Raw genomic sequence first — 22,071 nt, 5'->3', positions numbered from 1 at the left:
GATATGCGCAGAAGTGCCTGCAGGAGACCGACCATGTACGTAGCCACACTGTTGACCAACCCGAATACGCCAAAGCTTGACGAGGCCGTGGTCGAGACGCTCTGCAATGCCTGGGGAGGTTCTGAACCGGTCTGGCTGAGCGAGAACGAGGCGGCCGAATTCAGGTTTCCCGAACAGACCGACAATCAAGAGGCGGTTTGGGCCGAGCTGCAGTTGTTGGAGGTCGACTTGATCGTGCAGCCGTTTGGCAAGCGTCGTAAACTGATGCTGCTGGCCGATATGGACAGCACCATGATCCGGCAGGAATGTATAGACGAACTGGCCGATGAAGCCGGCGTCGGTGACCGAGTAAAAGAGATCACCGCGCGGGCCATGAATGGCGAGCTGGATTTCGAGGGCGCACTGATTGAACGGGTCGGCCTGCTGAAGGGGTTGGACGAGGCAGTGATCGAAAAGGTGCTGGAGGAACGCATCACGCTGATGCCGGGCGGGGCGGAGCTGGTCGCTACCATGCGTATGAACGGCGGCTATGCGGCCTTGGTCTCAGGCGGGTTCACGGCATTCACCGCCAAAGTGGCCGAGCAGCTGGGTTTTGACGAAAACCGAGCCAACACGCTGCTGGCAGAGAACGGCAAGCTGACCGGCGATGTACAGCGCCCGATTTTGGGCAAACAGGCCAAGGTGGATGCGTTGGAACAGATCACCAAACGGCTGGGCCTTTCCGAGGCCGATGTGCTGGCCGTCGGTGATGGTGCCAACGATCTGGGCATGTTGGGTCGGGCAGGAACCGGGGTGGCGCTGCATGCCAAGCCTTCGGTCTCGCAGCAATGCGACATCCGGGTCAATTACGGGGATCTGACGGCGTTGCTGTTTCTGCAGGGGTATTCCCGAGCGGCCTTTGCGGACGTTTGACCGCAAGGGTCTTCCATTTATTTAACATAAATGTTAAACGGTGGTCATGAACACACTCCTGACCGCATTTTCGGCCTTGTCCGATGCCACGCGATTCTCGATCGTCGAGCAGTTGATGCAGGATGGCGAGTTGCCCGCCGGTGACCTGATCGAAGGGCGTGGCATGTCCGGCGCCGCGATTTCGCGCCATCTGAAGGTTCTGCGCGAGGCCGGCCTCGTGCAGCAACGGGTGCAAGGCAGCCAGCGGATGTATTCCATCCAATCCGAGGGGCTGCGGGCGATTGCCGAATGGACCATATCGAAACGGCAATTCTGGGAATCCAGCCTCGACCGTTTGAACGAATTGATTGAAAGGGAGAATTCATGGCCGACCTGAGACTGGAACGCGAGTTCCCCACCACCCCGGAAAACCTGTTTGCCTGGATCAGCGATGGCGCAAAGCTGTTGCAATGGTGGGGGCCGGAAGGGATGCATGTGCCCGAGCATGATCTGGACTTCTCGCGCCTTGGGCCGTGGTATTCGGTCATGCAGAATGCCGAGGGTCAGCAATACAAGGTCTCGGGGCAGGTTACTCATGTCGATCCACCCAACTCGGTGGGGTTCACATGGGGCTGGCATGACGATCAGGATCAGCGCGGTGCGGAAAGCCATGTGACGCTGACGGTCGAACCGTCTGGTGATGGCGCACGCTTGATTCTCGATCACCGTGAATTGGGTGACGATGAAATCGCGGCCAACCATAACCAAGGCTGGACCTCGTCGCTACGCAAGCTGGAAGCACAATTCTAAGAGTTTCATCAGGGAGGAAGAGAAATGCCTCAATTCTTGTTTGTCTATCACGGCGGTCACACCCCAACCGATCCTGCCGAAATCGAAGCCACCATGGCTGCCTGGGGCGCCTGGTTCCAGAACATGGGCGACGCGCTGGACATCCCTGGCAATCCGGTGGGCCAGTCCTATACGGTCAGTTCCGGTGGCGTTGTCGACAATGGCGGCGCCAACCCGGCGTCGGGCTTTACCGTCATTAAGGCCGACAGCATCGATGCCGCGACCGAGATGGCCAAGGGCTGCCCCATGGTGGTGAGCGGAACAGGCTCGGTCGAAGTGGCCGAGGTGCATCCGATCGAGATGTGACCTTTAGCCTGGGAACCCCGGCGCAGGGCGGATTACGCCGCATTCCAGCCCACGACGGCTGTATTGGATGGCGTTCATGAATCTATGGGTGGCCGGGTGTTCGGCCTCAAGCACTCCCAAATGCACCAGAATGGCCGCGATGGCGCATTCGCTGGCGCGGGTGGTGCCATCGGTGATCTTCAGCGCCACGCCCATGCGCTTTTCCGGGATGATGGCAACGAAAACGGCCTCGGCTCCGGTCTTGATCGCGGCGCGGCCCTCCATGGCGCGCATCAGCTCGGTGCAGGCCCGGTTTTCACCAGCCACCAGTTCCGGGTGCTTGATCATCGCAGCGGTTAGTTGCCCTGCCGCATCGCTGGCCCGGTCCGACCGGTCAGCGGCCGATGCAAACCACGCCATCGACCGAGCCAGCCCCAACAACGAAGTAGCAAAGTTCGGCGCTGAACAGCCATCGATACCATAGGCCGGGCTAGTCTCGCCGGTGGTTTCCTCAAGAGCTGACAGGCAGGCTTGCTGCACGGGGTGATCGATTTCCAGATACTCCGGCCCTGCGCCCATATGCTGTGTCACGGTCAGGAATCCACAATGCTTGCCCGAGCAGTTGTTGTGAATCTGGCAGGGGGTGTCATCGGCCAGAATCAGCCCGTCGCGCGCGGCCATGTCCTGCGGTTCCTGAGGGCCGCAGCGCAGATCATGTTCCGTCAGGCCCAGATGGTCCAGCCAGGCGGTCACGCGGTCGGTATGGATATGCGCGCCGTTATGCGAGGCGCAGGCCAGTGCCAGATGCTCGCTGTTCAGCCCGTATTTCGCGGCTGCTCCGGACGTGATCAGCGGCAGCCCCTGTATCATCTTGGCCGAGGACCGGGGATAGATCGTCACATCCGGATCGCCCCAGCTTTGCACGATCTGGCCGCTGTCATCGCAGATCACCGCGTGACCCAGATGCAGGCTTTCCAGCAAAGGGCCGCGCCACAGTTCTGTCATTGCTACGGGCTGCGTCATCGGGCCCCTCCTCAAATATGCGCAAAATTCTGCCAATCGCCCTTTCGCCTGTGGCGAAACCTGCGTTAGTGTGTGTATGTCGACAATCATCGGAATACGCAACTTACAGACGAACCGGCAAGGTGCGCAGGCGTTTCCGATGGGTATGAGGTTTAGGTCGAGCTAGGAGGCTGGACAGATGGGATCGAAACTCGTCCGCGTGATCGCGGGCCTGTGCGTGGCAGGCATGGCCACGACTGCAATCGCTCAACAGGCGTCCAGCACCAATCGCGTGGCTGCCAAGACGGATTGGAGCGTGTTTGTCGAAGAAGATCCCACGGAATGTTGGAGCGTCGCGACACCTGACGAAACCGTCAACACACGCGGTGGGCGCGTGGTATCGGTGCGGCGCAGCGACATCCTGCTATTTGTGGTTTTCCGGCCCAGTGAAAACGTTGCCGGTCAGGTTTCCTTTACCGGTGGCTACCCCTTTGCGCCTGGTTCTTCGGTCAATGTCCGGATCGACGACCAGGAGTTTGAGTTCATCACTGACGGCGAATGGGCCTGGCCTGCGACGCAGGGTCAGGAACCCAAGGTGATCGAGGCCATGAAAAAAGGCACCGAGGCAGTGGTGACGGCCCGGTCCGAACGTGGGACGCAGACCAAGGACACGTTCTCGTTGCTGGGGTTCACCGCAGCGCTGGAAGACGCCCAAAAACGCTGCACGAACTGATCGCCATCCGCAGGCACGCGAAACCCCGTCATCCGGCGGGGTTTTCTTTTGGGCAAACACGTCCGCTTGACGCCACGTCTGCCTGAAAAATTGATCCGTATCAAAGTGAGTGACCGACGTTTCTGAACTAATCAGTTCAGAGATAAGGAAGGAGCCTGCCTATGCTGAATAAAACCATTGTCGCCGTCATGATGACCGCCGCCATGTTCCTGAGCGCCTGTGAAAAAGAGGCCGACACCTACCCGGTCTCGGGTGAGCAGTGCGGCCCGGAAGATCCGGTGAAAACGCTGGATGCAGCAGATTGCGATATCCTGCCCGCGGGCATCTGAGCGGTTTAATCTGACCTGGATAACCTAAAAATGGCCGCATCGGCTTGGTCGGTGCGGCCGATCTTTATTTGGGGCCTTCGCCGATGACGTGGTATCGTGGTCCCGTCAAAGCTTTAATCGGGAACGGAAAATGCGCCACGTCTTGCTTTCATTTCTTTTGTCATCCGCGGCTCTGGCGGACCCTGCGTTGGAGTGTTCGGAGGCGGGATCCCAAGTCGAAATCGGTTCTTGCGTCGGTGCGATGGAAGTCCGGGTCGATCTGGCGCTGGAGGAAAGCTACGGCTTTGCCATGCAGGCCGCAAAAGAGCTGGACGAGGTCACGGGACGTGAGGTGGCTCAGCCTGCGCTAAAGGCCGCGCAGTTGGCCTGGGAAGGTTACCGGGATGCACAATGCGAGGCCGTCGGCGCCTCGTACGGCGGCGGGTCCGGAACCGGTATCGCGATCACGTCGTGCCGGGTCGATCTTGGGCGCGCGCGTGTGGATGAATTGCTGCGCTTTGCCGATTGATCGGTACGATTCCTTTTGATCTTTGCGCATGTTCCTATATAGAGGCGCATCCCAAGCCAGAATCCGTTGAGATAGCCACATGTCGCCCAATGCGCCGATCACTCAAGACGTCATGACCATCCCCCGCAAATTGCCCGAGGGGAAGACTAACCTTGTCGGCCTGACGCGGGACCAGCTGCGTGAAGTTCTGATCGAACATGGCACGCCCGAGAAACAGGCCAAAATGCGGACTGGTCAGATCTGGCAATGGATTTACCAATGGGGTGTGCGTGACTTTGCCGAGATGACCAATCTCGCCAAGGCTTATCGCGCGCAACTGGCCGAAGACTTCGTCATCGAAATCCCCGAGGTTGTGACCCGCCAGGTCTCCGAGGATGGTACCCGCAAATACCTGTGCCGCATCGCTGGCGGGCATGAGGTCGAGGTGGTTTACATCCCCGAAGAAGATCGCGGCACGCTGTGTATCTCATCCCAAGTGGGATGCACGCTGACCTGCTCCTTCTGCCATACCGGTACGCAGAAACTGGTGCGCAACCTGACCGCTGCAGAAATTGTCGGTCAGGTGATGATGGCGCGCGACGATCTTGAGGAATGGCCGGTTCCCGGCGCGCCCAAGGACGAAACCCGCCTGCTGTCGAATATCGTTCTGATGGGCATGGGTGAACCGCTCTATAATTTCGAAAACGTCCGCGATGCGATGAAAATCGCGATGGACCCCGAGGGAATTTCGCTGTCGCGCCGCCGCATTACCCTGTCGACTTCGGGCGTGGTGCCTGAGATTGCGCGAACTGCCGAGGAAATTGGCTGTCTGCTGGCGATTTCCTTCCACGCCACCACGGATGAAACCCGCGATGTGCTGGTGCCGATCAACAAGCGTTGGAATATCGAAGAACTGCTGGATGCGTTGGCCAGCTATCCCAAAGCCTCGAATTCCGAGCGGATCACCTTTGAGTACGTGATGCTGGATGGCGTCAATGACAGCGACGAGGATGCGCATCGCCTGATCGACCACATCAAGCGCCACAATATTCCGGCCAAGATCAACCTGATCCCATTCAACGAATGGCCGGGCGCGCCGTACAAGCGCAGCTCGAACAACCGTATCCGGGCCTTTGCAAACATCATCTATCAGGCGGGCTATGCCTCGCCGATCCGCAAAACCCGCGGCGAGGATATCATGGCGGCCTGTGGTCAGCTGAAATCGGCCACCGAGCGCGCCCGCAAATCGCGCAAGCAGATCGAGGCCGAAGCCGGGCTGCAAAACTGACTGGTACCATTGTCTCGCGATGGGCGACAATAAATTAATGTTTGTCCCGCTGTTTTTTGAATGCACAATTTGATATATTTAAGCAGTCAAGGCGGGATGGGCGCATTTCACTCTTGCGCACAAAGCGGTGAAAGCCGCTGTCCGGTCGTGGCGTGTTTGTTCACGGCCGCTATCTTATTTCAGGCATGACGAGCGGCGTTCAGGCGAACCTTTTGAAACAGGTGGGCCATCCCTATGTTATTACGATTAAAACGAATGTATTCGATCTCTCTTGCAGCGTTGGTGATTTCGGGCGTTTTTGCCACCCATGCCGCTGCACAGTCTACCGGCGAGAATGCGCATATTGCCATCGAAAACCCGGCGGATTTGACCAAAGACGAGGCGTTGCAGGTCTACCAGTCGCTGCAACGACGTATGGCGCGCGGGTACCGTGCCGCCCAATTGGACCAGTTGCTGAACTACCAGAACTGGCCGCTGTTCAATGATGCGCCCTATATTTCGGCCACACATGGCCAGCGTTTCGTGAACACCTATGCCAATCGCATGGCACATAATTACGGCACCTTGCAGGAGGGTGAAAAACTGCCCAAGGGCTCGGTGCTGGCCAAGGACAGCGTGACTGTCACGGATGAGGGCAACATCCATCCCGGCGCCCTGTTCGTGATGGAGAAACTGGCCGAGGGTGCCAGTCCCGAAACGGCAGACTGGCGCTATATCATGGTATTGCCGGACGGGTCTTTGTTCGGTGACACGATGGGATTCCGCGCCTCAGCGGTCGGTTATTGCCATGACTGTCACGAAGCGGTCGCGGATCGGGACTACACGTTCTTTGTTCCCGAAGAATACGCCGTCGGGAACTGATCGTCAGACGGCCTCGTCGGGCAGTTTCAGCGCCGTGGCTTCGCGGCGGCTGAGTTGTTCACCCTGTTTTCGTTTCGACAGGACCTCTCGGGCCAGCGCGTATTTCTCATCCTGCCAGAAGATCAGACAGCCGTTGCAGCCTTTGCCGCAACAGCCTTCGGTACCGATCCGGTTGGTCTTGAACCGGCGTTCGTTGCCATCCTCGCCGATCTTTTCCACCAGTTCGTCGCGGCGGCGGGCATAGGCGTTGGGGTTGTCACGGCCCGAGGTTTCCAGCCCTTGCACCAGCTTGTCAAAGCGGATGCGGCTCCAGTGTTCGTCGGTCAGTGCGCGTTCCTTGCGCAGCACGGAATAGACAGGGAACCGGGCACGCAAGTCGTCGATGTCTTCGTGATCGAACAGGCAGAAGGGCAGGCGGATGACGGTTTTCGTGCTGCCATGCATCACGTCCAGCCGCGCGCCATCATGGGCTCGTTCGAAATCATAGACCCGCAGCAGAACCGTGTCGCGCGAGATGGGTGAGACGAAATCCAGCACGTCGCCTGGTTCCAGCTTGTTCTTCACCTCGACCAGAAACGCGTCCTCGGTGACCTCGGTGACGATCCCGGCATATTCCCATTGTGCGATCGAGGCCGTGTGTTCGTAATCATGCGCATAATTGGTCAGGCGCCCTTGGTGGAAGGCCAGCGTATAGCCACGGTTCCCGACGGTTTCGAGTTCGCGCATGTAAGGTTTCGGGTCCCAGCTCTCGGGGTCGGCGTGATAGTCATCAATGGCCATACGATAGGCCCGCGCGACGATAGCGGCGTAATACTCGGACTTGCCGCGCCCTTCGACCTTGAGGCTGTCGACGCCGATCTTCAGGTATTCATCCAGCTTGGGCATGATGCACAGATCGCGGGAGTTCAGGATATACGAGCCGCGATCATCCTCTTCGATGGGCATCAGATCACCGGGGCGGCAACCTTCTTCCAGCAGGAATTCGAACAGGTCGGCATTTTCCTCGGTAATTCGGATTTCTTCACGCGTGCCATCCTTGAGGCGCAGCTTCAGGCCATAGTTCCAGCGGCAGGAATTGGCACAGTTGCCCTGATTAGCACCACGCTCGGCCATGAAATTCGACAGCAGACAGCGGCCCGAATAAGTCATGCACATGGCGCCGTGAACAAAGGCCTCAAGCTTGATGTCAGGGCATTTCTCGCGGATTTCGACCAGTTCAGGGTAGGAAACCTCGCGCGCCAGTACCACCAGTTCGGCCCCCTGATCCTGCCAGAACTTCACCGACAGCCAGGAACAGATATTGGCTTGGGTCGAGATATGCAGCGGCAATTCGGGCGCGCGTTCGCGCACATATTGGAATACACCGGGATCGGCGATGATCAAACCGTCGGGCTTTACCTTGCGGACCGTGTCGATATATTCGTCCAGCTTCGGGATGTCCTTGTTGTGCGAAAACAGGTTCAGCGTCAGGTAAGCGCGCCGACCATGCTGGTGACAGAACTCGACCCCTTCGATCACCTCTTCCAGCGAAAACTCGGATTTTGTGCGCAGCGACATGTCGGGCGTACCAAGATACACCGCATCCGCCCCGTAGAGGATGGCGAGTTTCAGCTTGCGTAGATTGCCCGCGGGCATCAGCAATTCGGATCTGGACTGGGTCATGGACATACCGGGGTTTGGATCAAGGGGGCCTTTTACGGCAAACACCCCGAGTCCAAAAGCCCGTTATCTGCGACGGAACCGCGCTGTGCCGATAACCTCGATCAGTTGTTGCCGGACGGGGTCGGGCTGCGCCTGGACGGCGTTCAGCACCTCGCGAAGTTCGGCGCGCAACCCGTGCATCTGGTCGATCAGAGAAATCATCATCGACAGCGCGTCCGGCTCCATCTCGTACTGGTCATGCAGCTCGCAGGCCAGTTCCAGGCGGGCGACATCGAGGCTGTGATAGACCAGACCCTCATCGGTTTGTTCGGGGATCACGATCTCGGCGGCCAGATATTCGGTCAGCCGGGCCGAGGTCAGGCGGGTGACAGTTGCGATCAGCTGCTCTTCGGTCAGGCTCATGACGGCATTCCTTTGCGCGGATCATAGCTGTGGTTCTCGCGCCATGTCTCCATAAACTGCTTCAACTCATCGTCGATCTGGTCAGGCAGCGTGATGGTCAGTTCGATCAGCTGATCGCCGCGTTCGGTTGAGCCGCGTTTCTTGACCCCCTTGCCGCGCAGGCGCAGGGTCTTGCCGCTGCTGGTGCCTGCCGGAACGCTGACATTGACGCCACCGTCGATAGTTGGCGCTGGAACCTTGCCGCCCAGAACGGCCTCATCAATCGTGATCGGCAGAGTGATGTGGATGTCGTCGCCCTGACGGTCAAAGACCGGGTGTTTCGCGACCGAGACCGTGACCAGCGCATCGCCCGGAGGACCCTCACCAAAGCCCGGATCGCCCTTGCCGCGCAGGCGGATGGTCTGGCCGTCGGTGATGCCGGCGGGGATTTTCACCTCGATCCGGTCGCCATCGGGCAGGGTCAGTTTCTGGCTGGCGCCGAACACCGCGTCCAAGAAGCTGATCTGCAGGCTGTAGGCGCGATTGTGCCCCGGCGCGTGGAATTCATGGGTGCGCTGACCGTATCCGCCGCGGCCCCGCATGAACTCGGCAAAGATGTCCGACATGTCGTCCGGATCTGCGGCGCGCCCGCGATAGGGGTTTCCGGCGGCCTCGGCATAGTCGCGGTAATACTGCTGCTGCGGGCGTTCCTGACCCGAGGCGTCTATCTCGCCATTGTCGTATTGCGCGCGCTTTTCGGGGTCTTTCAGCAGATCATAAGCTGCAGCGGCGGCCTTGAACTTGGCTTCGGCCTCGGCGTCACCGGGTTTCAGGTCGGGGTGGCATTCCTTGGCGATGCGCCGATAGGCCTTTTTGATCTCGGCATCGCTGGCGTCTTTGGCGACACCAAGGACGGAATAGGGATCGTCGCTCATCTCACCTCTCGCAGGTCGGGCGGAACAGGATGGGTTTTATCATGCGTTTTCAATGGCCCAAAAGGAAGGGACTTTTGAAACCGCTCGCAAATTCCCGCAGGTCTGTTAACATATGCATGTTTCGAATTGTTTTTTGACGGAGATCCCCATGACGCGCAGAATCAAGTCCATTCTGGCTCTGCTGGCCGGGAATGCCATCGGGTTGCTGCTGGCGGCGGTTCTATTGTCAGAATTTGCGATCCGGCCGATCTCGTTCATCGTGGTGGTGATCGTCTTTACGCTGGTTCAGGTGATTGCTGAGCCACTGATCCTGAAGCTGGGGGAAAAGAAAGCACCCGCTTTGAAAGGCGGGATCGCGTTGATCGTGACATTCGTAGGTTTGCTGGTGACCGATCTGGTGACCAACGGGCTGACGATTGGAGGGATTTCGAACCTGCTGGCCGCAACACTGCTGGTATGGTTGGGCGCGCTGATCGGCAGTATAGTGCTGCCGATCTATGTGTTCACGGAACTGCGCGAGCCCAAGAAGTAGCTACAGCGCGTTCAGGCTGGTCTCGATCGCCTGCCACAGTTCTTCCACCGGTTCACACCCGACAGACAGGCGGATGAAGGCGGGGTCGACATTGTCACCCCACCGCGCGCGGCGCTCGGCCGAACTGTGGACGCCACCGAAGGATGTTGCCGGGCGCAGCATCGGGCAGGCGTTGATGAAGGCTTCGGCCTTTTCTTCAGTCTCGAGAGTGATCGACATCAGGAACCCGAACCGCGTGGATTGGGTTTTGGCCAGCGCGTGTGAAGGATCATCTGGCAGGCCGGGATAGCGGATTTGCTGAATCGCCGGGTGAACGGCCAATCGCTCGGCCAGCACCTGCGCCGAGGAACACATGCGGTCGAAGCGCACGTCCAGCGTTTCCAATCCGCGATGCAGCAGCCATGCCTCATGCGGGCCCGGGATCGCGCCGGAAACCCGCCGCCATTCCTCAACCCGCTCCATGATCTGCGCATTGCGGCTGGCTACATGCCCCATCAGCAGGTCGGAATGCCCGCCCATGGCCTTGGTGTCTGATGCCACCACCACGTCGATGCCCATATCCAGCGGGCGCTGGCCCAAGGGGGTCAGGGTCGTATTGTCGGCAATTGTGATCCCGCCGGCGTCACGAACGGCCGAGGCGATGGCAGGCAGGTCTATCATGTCCAACCCGGGGTTCGAGGGGCTCTCGACAAAGACCACATCGAACCCGTCTAACCCGCCTTCGGTGAAGGTGGTTGTCGGGCGTTCTGTAACCGAAACACCCAGACCGGACAAAAACCGGTCGGCCAATACCCGCGTGACGTAGTACCCATCCGAGGGAATCAGCAGGCGCGACCCCGCTTTCAGTGTTGCGAACAAGGCCGCCGAGATCGCCCCCATGCCGGACGGGAATGTCAGACAAGGTGCGTCCTCAAGGTGGGCCAGCACGTGTTCCAGATGTTGCCATGTGGGGTTGTCGACGCGCCCGTACGTGGGCAGACCGGCCGTTGCGCCCGGCAGGTGGTACATACTGCTTTGGGTCAGCGGCAGGGTCACTGGCTCACCCGCGTTCAGCGTGTTGCCGCGCAGGTGCAGCATTTCTCCGGTCTTCGGGGCCATGGCTCAGCGCCCCGGGATTTCGTCACGAGGCGGGGCGGGTTCCCAGTTCTCGATGATGTCGACTGCCTCTTGCGCGGTGTCGACAAAGCGGAACAGGTCGAGGTCTTCGTCCGAGATCGTGCCCGCATCAGCCAGAGCCTCCCAGTTGATAACCTTTTCCCAGAATTCGCGACCAAACAGCAGGAAAGGCACGCGCTCCATCCGGCCGGTTTGGATCAGGGTGAGGGATTCGAACAGCTCATCCATCGTACCAAACCCGCCGGGGAAGATGGTGATGGCGCGGGCGCGCATCAGGAAATGCATCTTGCGGATTGCGAAATAATGGAAGTTGAAGCTGAGATCGGGCGTAACATAAAGGTTCGGCGCTTGTTCATGCGGCAGCACGATGTTCAGGCCGATGGAACAGCCACCCGCATCCTGCGCACCCCGGTTCCCGGCCTCCATCACACCGGGGCCGCCACCGGTGACGATGACGTTTTCACGGCAACCGGTTTCATTGGATTTCTCGGTCATCAGCCGCGCAAACTCACGCGCCTCGTCATAATATTGCGATAGGTTGGCCAATGTCTCGGTTCGGGCGGTGTGTTTCTGCGACGGCTCGGGGATGCGCGCACCGCCGAACATGACGATGGTCGAGGTGATCTCGCGCTCAGTCATGATCATCTCGGGTTTCAGCAGTTCCAGCTGCAGGCGCACCGGGCGCAGCTCATCCCGGCACAGGAAATCGTCATCCGCAAAGGCAAGGCGATAGGCGGGTGAGCGTGTCTGCGGCGTGTCCGGAACTTCACTCGCGGTCGAGCGGTCGGTCTGCGCGTCGCGGAAGGGGCTCAGGCGGTCTTCTCTCATAGGTGATCTATCCCTGCTTGCGTGTTCTTCAAACAGCTATAGGGTTCGCGGCCAGAGCGCCAGTCACGGAAGAACAACAATGAATTGGAAGAGTGAAATTTCGGAAGCAACCACCCGGATTGCCGGGTACGCGCAGGTGACTCCGGTGGTGGAAAGTCAGGCTTTGGGGCTGGGCTATCCGGTCGAAATGAAGCTGGAGCACTTGCAGCATACCGGCAGTTTCAAGGCGCGCGGGGCGTTCAATACGTTGCTCAGCCTAGATGTGCCCGAGGCGGGTGTTGTTGCTGCATCCGGCGGAAACCATGGCGCGGCGGCGGCTTACGCAGCGCGATCCTTGGGCTATCCGGCGAAAATCTTCGTGCCGGAAATAGCGGGGCCGTCCAAGATTGCCCTGATCCAACAGACTGGCGCTGATCTGAGCGTGGTGTCCGGTGAATATGCCAACGCGCTGACCTGCGCGCAGCAGCACGAAGAGGCAACCGGCGCGATGCAGATCCACGCTTATGATGCACCCGCCACCGTGGGCGGGCAGGGCACCTGCTTTGCCGAGTGGGAGGCGCAAGGACTGAAGGCCGATACGGTTCTTATTGCTGTCGGCGGTGGTGGATTGATCGCCGGGGCGCTGGGCTGGTTTCAGGGCGCGCGAAAAGTCGTGGCGGTCGAACCAGAGGCCTCTTGCGCGCTGAACGCGGCCTTGCAGGCGGGTGAACCGGTGGATGTCACCGTCTCGGGCATTGCCGCAAACGCGCTGGGCGCGCGGCGGATTGGCTCGATCTGTTTCGGTCTGGCGCAAGGGATGACCTCGGTTCTGGTGAGGGATGAGGCCATTGCCGAGGCGCAGCAGTTGCTTTGGCAAGCCCATCGAATTCTTGTGGAACCGGCAGGTGCGACGGCGTTGGCGGCACTGCTATCGGGGGCCTACCAGCCGGAACCGGGCGAGCGGGTGGCGGTGCTGATCTGCGGCGGCAATATCTCTCCAGACCCTCTGGGCGCATAAAACCGCAGCAAACAGCCGCAAAGCGCGCGTTCAGCGTCGCATTGCGGCCAGTCCTTCGCTTGCGTATAGGCAACACCAACGTGAACAGATTCTGCAGGGAGCCCACACATGTCCAACGCGCAACTGGAAGCCGCCATCGAAGCCGCCTGGGAGGCGCGCGACACCATTACCCCCGCCACCACCGGTGAGACCCGAGAAGCGATCGAAGATACGCTGAACGCATTGGACAGTGGTTCGCTGCGTGTGGCCGAAAAGCTGGAAAGCGGTGACTGGCACGTGAACCAGTGGGCCAAGAAAGCGGTTCTGCTGGGCTTTCGCATCAAGGATATGGAAATCCAGAACGGCGGCCCGCAGGCTGGCGGCTGGTGGGACAAGGTGGACAGCAAGTTCGCCGGTTGGGGCGAGAACCAGTGGCAAGCCGCCGGTTTCCGCGCGGTTCCGAACTGCGTGGTTCGCAAGTCGGCCTATATAGCGCCGGGCGTGGTGCTGATGCCGTCTTTCGTGAACTTGGGCGCCTATGTCGACGAGGGTACCATGGTTGACACATGGGCCACCGTCGGCTCTTGCGCGCAGATCGGCAAAAACGTTCACCTGTCCGGCGGAGTTGGCATCGGTGGCGTGCTGGAGCCGATGCAGGCCGGCCCCACTATCATCGAGGACAACTGCTTTATCGGCGCGCGCTCCGAAGTGGTCGAGGGCTGTATCGTCCGTGAGGGCTCGGTTCTGGGCATGGGCGTGTTCATTGGCAAATCGACGAAGATCGTCGACCGCGAAACCGGTGAGGTCATGTATGGCGAAGTGCCGCCTTATTCGGTGGTCGTTGCCGGTTCGATGCCGTCCAAGAACAATGTCAGCCTGTACTGCGCCGTGATCGTGAAGCGGGTGGACGAAAAGACCCGTTCGAAAACCGGTATCAACGAGCTGCTGCGCGACTGATCGAACCGCAGATCAAACAGGGGTCGCGGCATCGTGCTGCGGCCTTTTTTGTTTACGCTTTAACCGGATAGCGGTCGGGTTCCTCGAATACGTCGATCACCCGCGTTCCGGCCTTGATCTTGCCGCCATGTTCGACACCGGACGGGATCGAATAGCTATCGCCGGGGCGGTAGATTTTGGTCTCATCCCCTATAATCAGTTCCACTTCACCTTCAATCACCGTGCCCCATTGGGCCTTGTGCGAATGTGCGGGCAGTTCGAAATCCTTCAGGAAAGTGAAGAAGGCTACCAGCCCCGTATCCGACCGGATCACCGCTGATTGCACCACGTCCTCGGGAAAAGGCACGTCGAGGCTCGGAAAGTCGGTGATGAATTCAGGATAGGGCATGGAGGCATCCTTTGCGATATGTGTCACCGCACTATGACGGCGAAGTTGCGGTCCTGCAATTCCCGACCGCTTGACCGTAGGCGGGCGCACGGCTATGGCCCCCAGCATGGAAAAGCAAAAGAAACCCTCTCGTCAGCAGGTTTATACCCTGCTTGTGCAGATCGGCCGCAAGGACGGCGACGGCCTGCCCGAAGGCGCGACCGGGGCGGCGCTGATGTGTTTCGCCAGCGGTGTGGACGAGGCCGAGGCCGTGCGTGAAACCGTGGCCATACTTAAACAGGCCGATACCGCGCCGCTGGATGTCACCGGCTACGGCACCTTGGCCGAGCGCGAGGCACAGGGCCATGACATCGACCCCGACGAACGGGCGTTGATGCAGCGGGCTTTGGATGAAAACGCCGTGATCGTCGCGCAGATGACGCCGTTTTTTGGCGATGAGGAACAGGCCTAGTTCCGCGCCCCGAACCACTTGCGGTAAATCTCGTCATAAGTGCCATCTTCGCGCAGCGACAGCAGGGCCTGGTTGACTTCTTCGACCAGGGGTGAGCCGGTCGGAAACGCGATCCCATAGCTTTCACGCAGGAAGACGCCGCCGGTCATTGTGGCGATCCGGCGGCCTTCGTGCGAGGCGTAGTAGGACAGGATCGGTGCGTCAAAGACCGCAGCGTCCAAGTCCTTGTCCTCGAAGGCGGCCAGCATCTCATCAAGGCCGGAATACCCGACAAACTCGATATCGCGCCGGTTCAGGAAACTGGCGGCGGTCGAGTCGGTGATCGTGCCGACCTGTTTGCCATAGAGATCGTTGACGGAATTAACGCTGCCGCTGATTGCATCCACCGTCATGACCGAGGTGATGCGCGCCGTGAACACCGACACGATGAACAGGGACGAGACCACCAGAATTACGCCCAACAGGCGGCCGAACGGGGTGCGGGGCATCCGTTCCTCGAAGCCGCCATTCACTACAAGATTCAACGCCCACCAGAATGAGGGGAACCACGCTTCGTTTAACTTGCGGTCGAAATAAGGCTGCGAGCGGCGTTCGAACGTCCACATCAACATGCCACCGCCCAACAAGAGGGCGAAGGCCAGGCCGATGGCGATAAACAATTCGCGCGACAGCAGCGCATGCAGCAATGACGGCTGGCGCGTTGCCTCGGACGGGACCATAATCTGCAACCCGGCCTCGAAAATCGGCTGGCTGAAGTCCATCTGCGTCTCACGCGCGGCGGTGATCGAGATATTGGCGATGGCCAGATCAGCGGATCCGTTCTGCACCGCGCCCAGCATCTCGCCGAACGACCCGACACGGTTGACCGAATACTCCCAGTTCAGCGACTCGGCGAGCGCCTCAAGCAAGTCCATGGAAAACCCGGTCTGCGCCCCGTCTTCAGCATAGGAAAACGGAGGGCGGGTCACCGTGGTGACATTCAGGGTCTGTGCCTGGCTTTGCTGTGCAAGAACGGCAAAGGTCATACAGACCAATGCGAAAAGCGCGCGTATCATCTTCTAATCACCTGTTTCGCGGGGCTCTAACGCAGATTTGAACGGTGCAGCAAGGTATTCGCGGGGTAAAGTCCTGTGTTTTGTTGGGGTGTCAAAGCGAAACGCTTGCAAAAAAGCGATCAGATTTGCGTGGGCAGGGGTTGGCAATCGGCCCAATTCGTTGAATCTGTGCGCGCAAACGAACCAGAGGGGCTCCGCCATGACTGATCCGGTAGAATTGACAGCGGCCCTGACCCGTTGCCCATCGGTCACACCCGAGGAAGGCGGCGCCCTGGTTCTTTTGGAACAACTTCTGTCCGATGCGGGGTTCGACTGCACCCGCGTGGACCGCGGAGGCATCAGCAACCTGTTTGCCCGCTGGGGCGAAAAAGGCCACGGGCGCAGCTTTGGCTTCAACGGTCACACCGATGTAGTGCCCGTCGGGGACGAGGCCGCGTGGACCATGCCGCCCTTTGGTGCCGAGATCCGCAACGGTTTGATGTATGGGCGCGGGACCACCGACATGAAATCCGGCGTGGCGGCCTTTGCGGCAGCAGCGGTGGATTTCGTGCGCGAAACGCCGCCCGATGGTGCCGTTATCCTGACCATCACCGGCGATGAAGAGGCCGATGCGTTGGACGGCACCACAGCACTGTTGGACTATATGACTGAATCCGGTGAACGGATGTCGGTCTGTCTGGTGGGCGAACCGACCTGCCCAAACACGATGGGTGAGATGATGAAGATCGGCCGCCGAGGTTCGATGACCGCATGGTTCACCGTGACCGGCGTGCAGGGCCATTCGGCCTATCCACACCGGGCAAGAAACCCTCTGCCCGCGATAGCGCGGCTGATGGACCGGCTGGCCAGTCACGAGTTGGATCGCGGTTCGGACCATTTCGACGCCTCGACGCTGGCGGTTGTGAATATCGACACGGGCAACGAAGCGACCAACGTGATCCCGGCGCAATGCAGTGGGGCGGTGAATATCCGTTTCAACGATCTGCACTCAGGGGCAAGCCTCAGCGAATGGCTGCGGACCGAGGCGCAAACCGTGGCCGAAACCTATGGGGTCGAGGTGGCGGTCAAGATCAAGATCTCGGGCGAAAGCTTCCTGACTCCGCCCGGCCCGCTGTCCGATCTGGTGGCGCAGGCGGTCGAGGCGGAAACCGGTACCCGGCCCGAGATGTCCACGACGGGCGGCACCTCGGATGCGCGGTTTGTGAAAAACCACTGTCCGGTGGTCGAGTTTGGCCTGGTTGGCCGCACGATGCATCAGGTGGATGAATGCGTTGAGGTGGCGCATATCGATCAGCTGAAGGCGATCTACACGCGCATCCTGCGGGACTATTTCGCCTGAGTGATGCAGCGCACTCTGGTCATCATGGTCAAAGAGCCACGCCCCGGGCGGGTAAAAACCCGGCTGGGCCGCGATATCGGCATGGTCGGTGCGGCGTGGTGGTTTCGGCAGCAGACCCGGTCGCTGATCCGGCGACTTCGCGACCCGCGCTGGCAGATCGTGCTGGCGGTGTCCCCGGATCGCGAAGGGCTGACCAGCCGCATCTGGCCTGCTGATCTGCCGCGCGCGGCACAAGGGCGGGGGGATCTGGGTCACCGGATGGGTCGGATGCTGCGCGGAATGCCGAAAGGACCCGTTTGCCTGATCGGCGCGGATATTCCCGGCATCACACGCGGGCACATCGCACGGGCGTTCAAGGCGCTTGGTCAGGACCAGATGGTCTTCGGCCCGGCACCGGACGGAGGGTACTGGCTGGTCGGTGCGCAACGATACAGTGCGCTGCCGCTGGGCCTGTTCCGCGATGTTCGTTGGTCAACCGAACACGCCCTGGCGGACACGCTGGCCTCCGTCACCGGCACGCGCGTGGCCTTGCTGGATCAGTTGCGCGATGTCGACACGCTGGCCGATCTGAAGCCCTGACCCTTTTTAGTCATGACGCGGTCGCATCCCCGTGCTAGGCCGGAATCATGACTCGCATCCCCACCAAGCAAGAGGTCCTCGACTGGATCTCGGCGAACCCCACCCTGACCTCGAAACGCGATATCGCCAAGGCCTTTGGCATCAAGGGCGCGGACCGGATCGACCTGAAACGAATCCTCAAAGAGCTTGAGGCCGAAGGACATCTGGAAAAGCGCAAGCGCAGCTATCGCGACCCGGATCGTCTGCCGCCGGTCAGCGTGTTGCAGGTGAAGGCTCCGAATGCCGATGGCGATCTGTTTGCCCGTCCGCTGGAATGGCATGGCGAAGGGGTCGAGCCCATCGTTCTGATCATCACCCGTGCCAGCGACCCGGCGCTGGGCGAGGGTGACCGAATCTTGGCCCGCCTGACCGTGGTGCATGAGGAAGACCACAATTACGAGGCCCGCCTGATCCGCCGCATCGGGACCAACCCGCGCAAGATCGTCGGCATTTTCCGCAAAGGGGCCGAGGGCGGGCGGATCGTGCCTATCGACAAGACCGGCCAGACCGAATGGCTGGTCCAGGACGGCGCGGTTCTGGGCGCGAAAGACGGCGAATTGGTCGAGGCCGAACAGGCCGGCCCCAAGAACCGCATGGGCCTGCCCCGCGCACGGATCGTGGAACGTCTGGGCGACCCGTCTGCGCCGAAGGCCGTGTCCCTGATCGCCATCCATCAACATGGCATCCCGGACGAATTCCCCGACAAGGTGATTGCCGAGGCCGACAAGGCCAAACCTGCTGGCCTGAAGGGCCGCGAAGACCTGCGGGACATGCCGCTGCTCACCATCGACCCCTCGGATGCGCGGGATCATGACGACGCCTGCTACGCCCATGCCGATGACGATCCGAAAAACCTCGGCGGTCACGTGGTCTGGGTCGCGATTGCCGACGTTGCTGCCTATGTGCAGCCCGGCACCGCGCTGGATCGTGAGGCACGCAAGCGCGGCAACTCCAGCTATTTCCCCGACCGCGTGGTGCCGATGCTGCCCGACCGTCTGTCGGGTGATTTGTGTTCCCTGCACGAGGGCGTTCCGCGAGCCTGTATCGCCGTTCGGATGCAGATCGATGCTGAGGGCAACAAGATCGGCCACCGTTTCGTTCGTGGCCTGATGCGCTCTGCCGCGTCGCTGCATTACGCCGAGGTGCAGGAGGCCATCGATGGCAACCCGAACGACCGCACCGGGCCGTTATTGGAGCCGGTGCTGAAACCGCTCTACGCCGCTTACGCCGCGCTGAAGAAGGCCCGCGCCGTGCGGCAGCCGCTGGAGCTGGACCTGCCAGAACGCAAGATCGTCCTCAGCGATTCAGGAGAGGTCGAAAGTGTGGCTTTTCGCGAGCGTCTGGATGCGCACAAGCTGATCGAAGAGTTCATGATCCTCGCCAATGTCGCCGCTGCCGAAACCCTGATCGCCAAACGCCGCCCGCTGCTGTTCCGCGTGCACGAGGAACCCGCGCCCGAGAAACTGGAAAGCCTGCGGGAAACGGCGCAAGCAGCGGGGTTGAATCTTGCCAAAGGGCAGGTGCTGCAGACCCGTCATTTGAACGCGCTGCTTAACGCTGCCGCCGGGACCGAAGACGCGGAACTGATCAACCTGACGACGCTGCGGTCGATGGCGCAGGCCTATTATAACCCCGAGAATTTCGGCCATTTCGGGCTGGCGCTGCGGAACTATGCGCATTTCACCTCGCCCATCCGGCGTTATGCCGACCTGATCGTGCACCGGGCGCTGATCTCGGCGCATGGCTGGGGCAAGGATGGTCTGACCGAGGATGAAATCGCGCGGCTCGATGAAACCGCCACCCATATCTCGGACACCGAGCGGCGTTCGATGATGGCGGAACGCGACACGACCGATCGCTATCTGGCCGCCTATCTCAGCGAGCGGGTGGGCAATGAGTTCTCGGGCCGTATCAGCGGTATCGCCCGGTTCGGGGCTTTCGTGAAGATGGATGAGACCGGCGCGGATGGGTTGGTGCCCGTACGATCGCTGGGGCGCGAGTTTTTCCACTTTGACCGCGAGGCCGGGACCCTGATGGGTTCGGACACCGGGCTAATCATTGCCATCGGCCAGCGCGTCACCGTGCGCCTGACTGAGGCCACACCCGTCACCGGTGGGCTGGAACTGGAATTGCTGTCCATCGATGATCAGGCTCTGCCGCGCGGTCGCGGCCCGAAAGGGCGGCCGACACGACGCAAGGCGGTCAGCACCAAGCGCAAGAAAGACAAGATTAAACGCAAGGTCGAACGCAAACGCCGTCAGAGGTGATAGGTCAGCGCACGCGCAATCAGCCAGCCGTGGCGGGTCGGGTCGATCTGCGCGGGTTCGTCGAATAGAACGGCCCTGTTGCCATCCAGCCGATCCACACCAGGAAAGGCCGAGGTGAAATCACCCATCAACCGGCTTTGGCAGTGCACGAACAGTGCAAAAGACGCGGCCTTATGCGTTCCGACCCGGATCGTCGATCCTTTTGGCGCCAGATAGGCGGGTTGCCCCCAGCGCAGCGCTTCTTCCAGAGGCTGCGCACGGGGGTGGGACTCGGCCGTCTCAAAGATCAACTCGCGCAGGACCAGCGCACCAGCGCGGGCCTTTTTTGGCAGCGCTTCGTAAGCAGCGGCTACTTTTGGGTCATCAAATGGCTTCATCTCAGCAGCTTATCCCGTTTGATCCGACACGTCAGAAGTTTCGGCCTGAGTACTTTGTGAATCCCGCGTTTTGCGCTATTCTGGCCCCGAGCAGTAATCAGGAATTTCGGAATGCGTAAATGCACAAGTGGCGTCATTGCCGCTGCATTATGGGCATCCATTGTGCAGGCGGAATCCCTCAATTCGGCGGATGGGTCTCAGACCTTTCAGCTGGCCTCGGCCGATCTGACAGTATCGTTACGACCGGTTCTGCGGCCCTCAGCGATGGAGTATCGGGTGTCAACCGAAGGAAACGCGCGGTTTCAGGCGTGGCTGGGGGCGTTTCGGGAACGGGCGCTTGAACAGGACATCTCCGCCGCAACGCTGGATCGGGCGCTGGCCGGGCTGACCTATGACAAGAAGATCATCGAACGCGACCGCGATCAGGCTGAATTCTCGAAACCGATCTGGGAGTATCTGGATTCTGCCGTCTCGGATACGCGCGTCTCCAACGGCCGGGCAGGGCTTGAGCGTCACCACGCAATCCTGACCCGGATCGAGGCGCAATATGGCGTCGAGAAAGAGGTGGTCACCGCGATCTGGGGCCTTGAGACCGCGTTCGGCACGTTCCGGGGCAGTGACCATACCATCCGATCACTGGCGACGCTGGCCTTTGACGCGCGGCGGTCGCAGTTCTTTGAAACCCAGCTGATTGCTGCGTTGCAGATCATTCAGGCCGGGGATGTCAGCCCCGGTGATATGGTTGGCAGTTGGGCGGGTGCGATGGGGCACACGCAGTTCATGCCGACCTCATACCTGGATCACGCGGTGGATTTTGACGGCGACGGGCGGCGGGATATCTGGTCGGATGACCCCACCGACGCGCTGGCCTCGGCCGCCGCCTATCTGGCGCGGCACGGCTGGACCAAGGGGCAACCCTGGGGGGTTGAGGTGCACCTGCCCGAAGGGTTCGACTATGCCATCGCCAAACGGGACTACACCCAGATGCCATCTGACTGGGCCGCGCGTGGGGTGGTCGGGCGCGACGGCAACCCGGTCCCGGATCACGGGCAAGCCGCCATCCTTTTGCCCGCTGGAGGGCAGGGTGTGGCGCTGATGATCTTCGACAATTTCGGGGTGATCGAGACCTACAACGGCGCCGACGCTTATGTGATCGGCATCGGCCATCTGTCCGACCGTCTGGCCGGACGCAACCCGTTTCAGGCCGACTGGCCCCGCAGCGACCGGGCGCTGAGCTTTTCCGAGAAAAAGGAACTGCAATCCCGCCTGACCGAGGCCGGGTTCGATACGCAGGGCATCGACGGGCGTACCGGGCCAAATACGACCGACGCGGTGCGGGCTTATCAACTGGCACAGGGGTTGTTGCCGGATGGATATGCGAGTCTCAGACTGTTGGAGCGGTTGCGGTAAGGACGCAGCAAAGACCCTGACCTTTGACAACGTTCCGGCGTATTAGTTGCAGAG

The 22,071-nt window shown here is 60.6% G+C and carries 26 protein-coding genes; 17 read left to right on the top strand and 9 right to left on the bottom strand.

Translation table 11 applies throughout. From position 1 onward, the window contains the following. Window positions 1-33 precede the first annotated feature (33 nt). The 4 genes from serB to ACR0IK_RS17875 are packed head-to-tail and all read left to right on the top strand — an operon-like array spanning window position 34 to window position 2,046. The gene (gene serB / locus ACR0IK_RS17890; RefSeq protein WP_480594202.1) at window positions 34-912 is read left to right on the top strand and encodes a phosphoserine phosphatase SerB; all 879 of its coding nucleotides are present in this window, start codon (window positions 34-36) and stop codon (window positions 910-912) included. Between the two features lie 46 nt (window positions 913-958). Continuing rightward, window positions 959-1,288, top strand: a complete 330-nt coding sequence (locus ACR0IK_RS17885) for an ArsR/SmtB family transcription factor (protein ID WP_480594199.1) — start codon at window positions 959-961, stop codon at window positions 1,286-1,288. Continuing rightward, window positions 1,276-1,701 (top strand): SRPBCC family protein, encoded by a 426-nt coding sequence (locus ACR0IK_RS17880; RefSeq protein ID WP_480594196.1) that lies wholly within the window; start codon window positions 1,276-1,278, stop codon window positions 1,699-1,701. Before ACR0IK_RS17885 ends, ACR0IK_RS17880 begins: the two co-directional genes overlap by 13 nt. A 24-nt stretch (window positions 1,702-1,725) precedes the next feature. After that, on the top strand, window positions 1,726-2,046 hold the full coding sequence (locus tag ACR0IK_RS17875) for a YciI family protein (protein ID WP_170383832.1): 321 nt from the start codon (window positions 1,726-1,728) through the stop codon (window positions 2,044-2,046). A 3-nt stretch (window positions 2,047-2,049) separates the two neighbouring features. Here the strand turns inward: ACR0IK_RS17875 and ACR0IK_RS17870 are convergent, their stop codons facing one another. After that, complete coding sequence (locus ACR0IK_RS17870; protein WP_480642550.1) at window positions 2,050-3,048, bottom strand: asparaginase; 999 nt, start codon at window positions 3,046-3,048, stop codon at window positions 2,050-2,052. Between the two features lie 178 nt (window positions 3,049-3,226). Between ACR0IK_RS17870 and ACR0IK_RS17865 the strand changes: the two genes are divergently transcribed. The 5 genes from ACR0IK_RS17865 (at window position 3,227) to ACR0IK_RS17845 (ending at window position 6,725) form a co-directional block, all read left to right on the top strand. Further along, window positions 3,227-3,760: an invasion associated locus B family protein gene (locus ACR0IK_RS17865; RefSeq protein WP_480642548.1), complete on the top strand. Its 534-nt coding sequence runs from the start codon at window positions 3,227-3,229 to the stop codon at window positions 3,758-3,760. 161 nt (window positions 3,761-3,921) lie between these two features. Then, on the top strand, window positions 3,922-4,089 hold the full coding sequence (locus ACR0IK_RS17860) for a hypothetical protein (RefSeq protein ID WP_480642547.1): 168 nt from the start codon (window positions 3,922-3,924) through the stop codon (window positions 4,087-4,089). A gap of 130 nt (window positions 4,090-4,219) precedes the next feature. Next, window positions 4,220-4,597 carry a lysozyme inhibitor LprI family protein gene (locus tag ACR0IK_RS17855; protein ID WP_480642546.1) on the top strand — a complete coding sequence of 126 codons (378 nt, stop codon included), beginning with the start codon at window positions 4,220-4,222 and terminating at the stop codon, window positions 4,595-4,597. 79 nt (window positions 4,598-4,676) lie between these two features. Continuing rightward, a complete protein-coding gene (gene rlmN / locus ACR0IK_RS17850; RefSeq protein ID WP_480642545.1) occupies window positions 4,677-5,864 on the top strand; it encodes a dual-specificity RNA methyltransferase RlmN in 1,188 nt (395 codons plus the stop codon). A 255-nt stretch (window positions 5,865-6,119) separates the two neighbouring features. After that, the gene (locus ACR0IK_RS17845; protein WP_480594173.1) at window positions 6,120-6,725 is read left to right on the top strand and encodes a cytochrome P460 family protein; all 606 of its coding nucleotides are present in this window, start codon (window positions 6,120-6,122) and stop codon (window positions 6,723-6,725) included. 3 nt (window positions 6,726-6,728) lie between these two features. On the opposite strand, the gene ACR0IK_RS17840 is transcribed toward ACR0IK_RS17845, so the two are convergent. The 3 genes from ACR0IK_RS17840 to ACR0IK_RS17830 form a co-directional block, all read right to left on the bottom strand. After that, window positions 6,729-8,387 (bottom strand): U32 family peptidase, encoded by a 1,659-nt coding sequence (locus ACR0IK_RS17840; RefSeq protein WP_480642543.1) that lies wholly within the window; start codon window positions 8,385-8,387, stop codon window positions 6,729-6,731. Between the two features lie 63 nt (window positions 8,388-8,450). Then, window positions 8,451-8,789 (bottom strand): chaperone modulator CbpM, encoded by a 339-nt coding sequence (locus ACR0IK_RS17835; RefSeq protein ID WP_480642542.1) that lies wholly within the window; start codon window positions 8,787-8,789, stop codon window positions 8,451-8,453. Next, window positions 8,786-9,703, bottom strand: a complete 918-nt coding sequence (locus ACR0IK_RS17830) for a DnaJ C-terminal domain-containing protein (protein ID WP_480642540.1) — start codon at window positions 9,701-9,703, stop codon at window positions 8,786-8,788. Before ACR0IK_RS17830 ends, ACR0IK_RS17835 begins: the two co-directional genes overlap by 4 nt. A gap of 148 nt (window positions 9,704-9,851) precedes the next feature. Here ACR0IK_RS17830 and ACR0IK_RS17825 point away from each other — a divergent pair, with 148 nt between their 5' ends. Beyond that, entirely contained in the window at window positions 9,852-10,235 is a 384-nt protein-coding gene (locus tag ACR0IK_RS17825; protein WP_480594161.1) for a hypothetical protein, read from the top strand. On the opposite strand, the gene ACR0IK_RS17820 is transcribed toward ACR0IK_RS17825, so the two are convergent. Both ACR0IK_RS17820 and ACR0IK_RS17815 read right to left on the bottom strand, forming a co-directional pair. Further along, window positions 10,236-11,333, bottom strand: a complete 1,098-nt coding sequence (locus ACR0IK_RS17820) for a cystathionine gamma-lyase (protein ID WP_480642539.1) — start codon at window positions 11,331-11,333, stop codon at window positions 10,236-10,238. A 3-nt stretch (window positions 11,334-11,336) separates the two neighbouring features. After that, window positions 11,337-12,179, bottom strand: coding sequence for an LOG family protein (locus ACR0IK_RS17815; protein WP_480594155.1), 843 nt, complete (start codon window positions 12,177-12,179; stop codon window positions 11,337-11,339). Window positions 12,180-12,258: 79 nt separating this feature from the next. On the opposite strand from ACR0IK_RS17815, the gene ACR0IK_RS17810 reads away from it, so the two are divergent. Together ACR0IK_RS17810 and dapD are read left to right on the top strand one after the other, a co-directional pair. Continuing rightward, on the top strand, window positions 12,259-13,176 hold the full coding sequence (locus ACR0IK_RS17810; RefSeq protein ID WP_480642538.1) for a threonine/serine dehydratase: 918 nt from the start codon (window positions 12,259-12,261) through the stop codon (window positions 13,174-13,176). Window positions 13,177-13,284: 108 nt separating this feature from the next. Further along, window positions 13,285-14,112, top strand: coding sequence for a 2,3,4,5-tetrahydropyridine-2,6-dicarboxylate N-succinyltransferase (gene dapD, locus ACR0IK_RS17805; protein WP_480642537.1), 828 nt, complete (start codon window positions 13,285-13,287; stop codon window positions 14,110-14,112). A gap of 52 nt (window positions 14,113-14,164) precedes the next feature. Here dapD and ACR0IK_RS17800 read toward each other — a convergent pair whose 3' ends face one another. Next, entirely contained in the window at window positions 14,165-14,500 is a 336-nt protein-coding gene (locus ACR0IK_RS17800; protein WP_480594147.1) for a cupin domain-containing protein, read from the bottom strand. A 94-nt stretch (window positions 14,501-14,594) separates the two neighbouring features. Between ACR0IK_RS17800 and ACR0IK_RS17795 the strand changes: the two genes are divergently transcribed. After that, the gene (locus ACR0IK_RS17795) at window positions 14,595-14,951 is read left to right on the top strand and encodes a hypothetical protein (protein ID WP_480642535.1); all 357 of its coding nucleotides are present in this window, start codon (window positions 14,595-14,597) and stop codon (window positions 14,949-14,951) included. Here ACR0IK_RS17795 and ACR0IK_RS17790 read toward each other — a convergent pair. Further along, window positions 14,948-16,006 (bottom strand): transporter substrate-binding domain-containing protein, encoded by a 1,059-nt coding sequence (locus ACR0IK_RS17790; RefSeq protein ID WP_480642534.1) that lies wholly within the window; start codon window positions 16,004-16,006, stop codon window positions 14,948-14,950. The genes ACR0IK_RS17795 and ACR0IK_RS17790 overlap by 4 nt on opposite strands. A gap of 199 nt (window positions 16,007-16,205) precedes the next feature. Between ACR0IK_RS17790 and dapE the strand changes: the two genes are divergently transcribed. From dapE to rnr, 3 genes are read left to right on the top strand one after another with little or no spacing between them, the layout of a single operon-like run. Beyond that, window positions 16,206-17,345: a succinyl-diaminopimelate desuccinylase gene (gene dapE, locus ACR0IK_RS17785; RefSeq protein ID WP_480642533.1), complete on the top strand. Its 1,140-nt coding sequence runs from the start codon at window positions 16,206-16,208 to the stop codon at window positions 17,343-17,345. 3 nt (window positions 17,346-17,348) lie between these two features. Next, the gene (locus ACR0IK_RS17780; protein ID WP_480594138.1) at window positions 17,349-17,924 is read left to right on the top strand and encodes a TIGR04282 family arsenosugar biosynthesis glycosyltransferase; all 576 of its coding nucleotides are present in this window, start codon (window positions 17,349-17,351) and stop codon (window positions 17,922-17,924) included. A 47-nt stretch (window positions 17,925-17,971) separates the two neighbouring features. Continuing rightward, entirely contained in the window at window positions 17,972-20,230 is a 2,259-nt protein-coding gene (gene rnr, locus ACR0IK_RS17775) for a ribonuclease R (protein ID WP_480642532.1), read from the top strand. Here rnr and ACR0IK_RS17770 read toward each other — a convergent pair. Next, window positions 20,221-20,607, bottom strand: a complete 387-nt coding sequence (locus tag ACR0IK_RS17770; RefSeq protein WP_480594133.1) for a DUF1801 domain-containing protein — start codon at window positions 20,605-20,607, stop codon at window positions 20,221-20,223. The genes rnr and ACR0IK_RS17770 overlap by 10 nt on opposite strands. Window positions 20,608-20,718: 111 nt before the next feature. Here ACR0IK_RS17770 and ACR0IK_RS17765 point away from each other — a divergent pair, with 111 nt between their 5' ends. Next, complete coding sequence (locus tag ACR0IK_RS17765; protein ID WP_480594130.1) at window positions 20,719-22,017, top strand: lytic murein transglycosylase; 1,299 nt, start codon at window positions 20,719-20,721, stop codon at window positions 22,015-22,017. Window positions 22,018-22,071 lie beyond the last annotated feature (54 nt).

It is taken from the genome of Ruegeria sp. BF7 (assembly GCF_056538605.1).
This window is presented reverse-complemented; position numbering and strand designations above follow the sequence as displayed.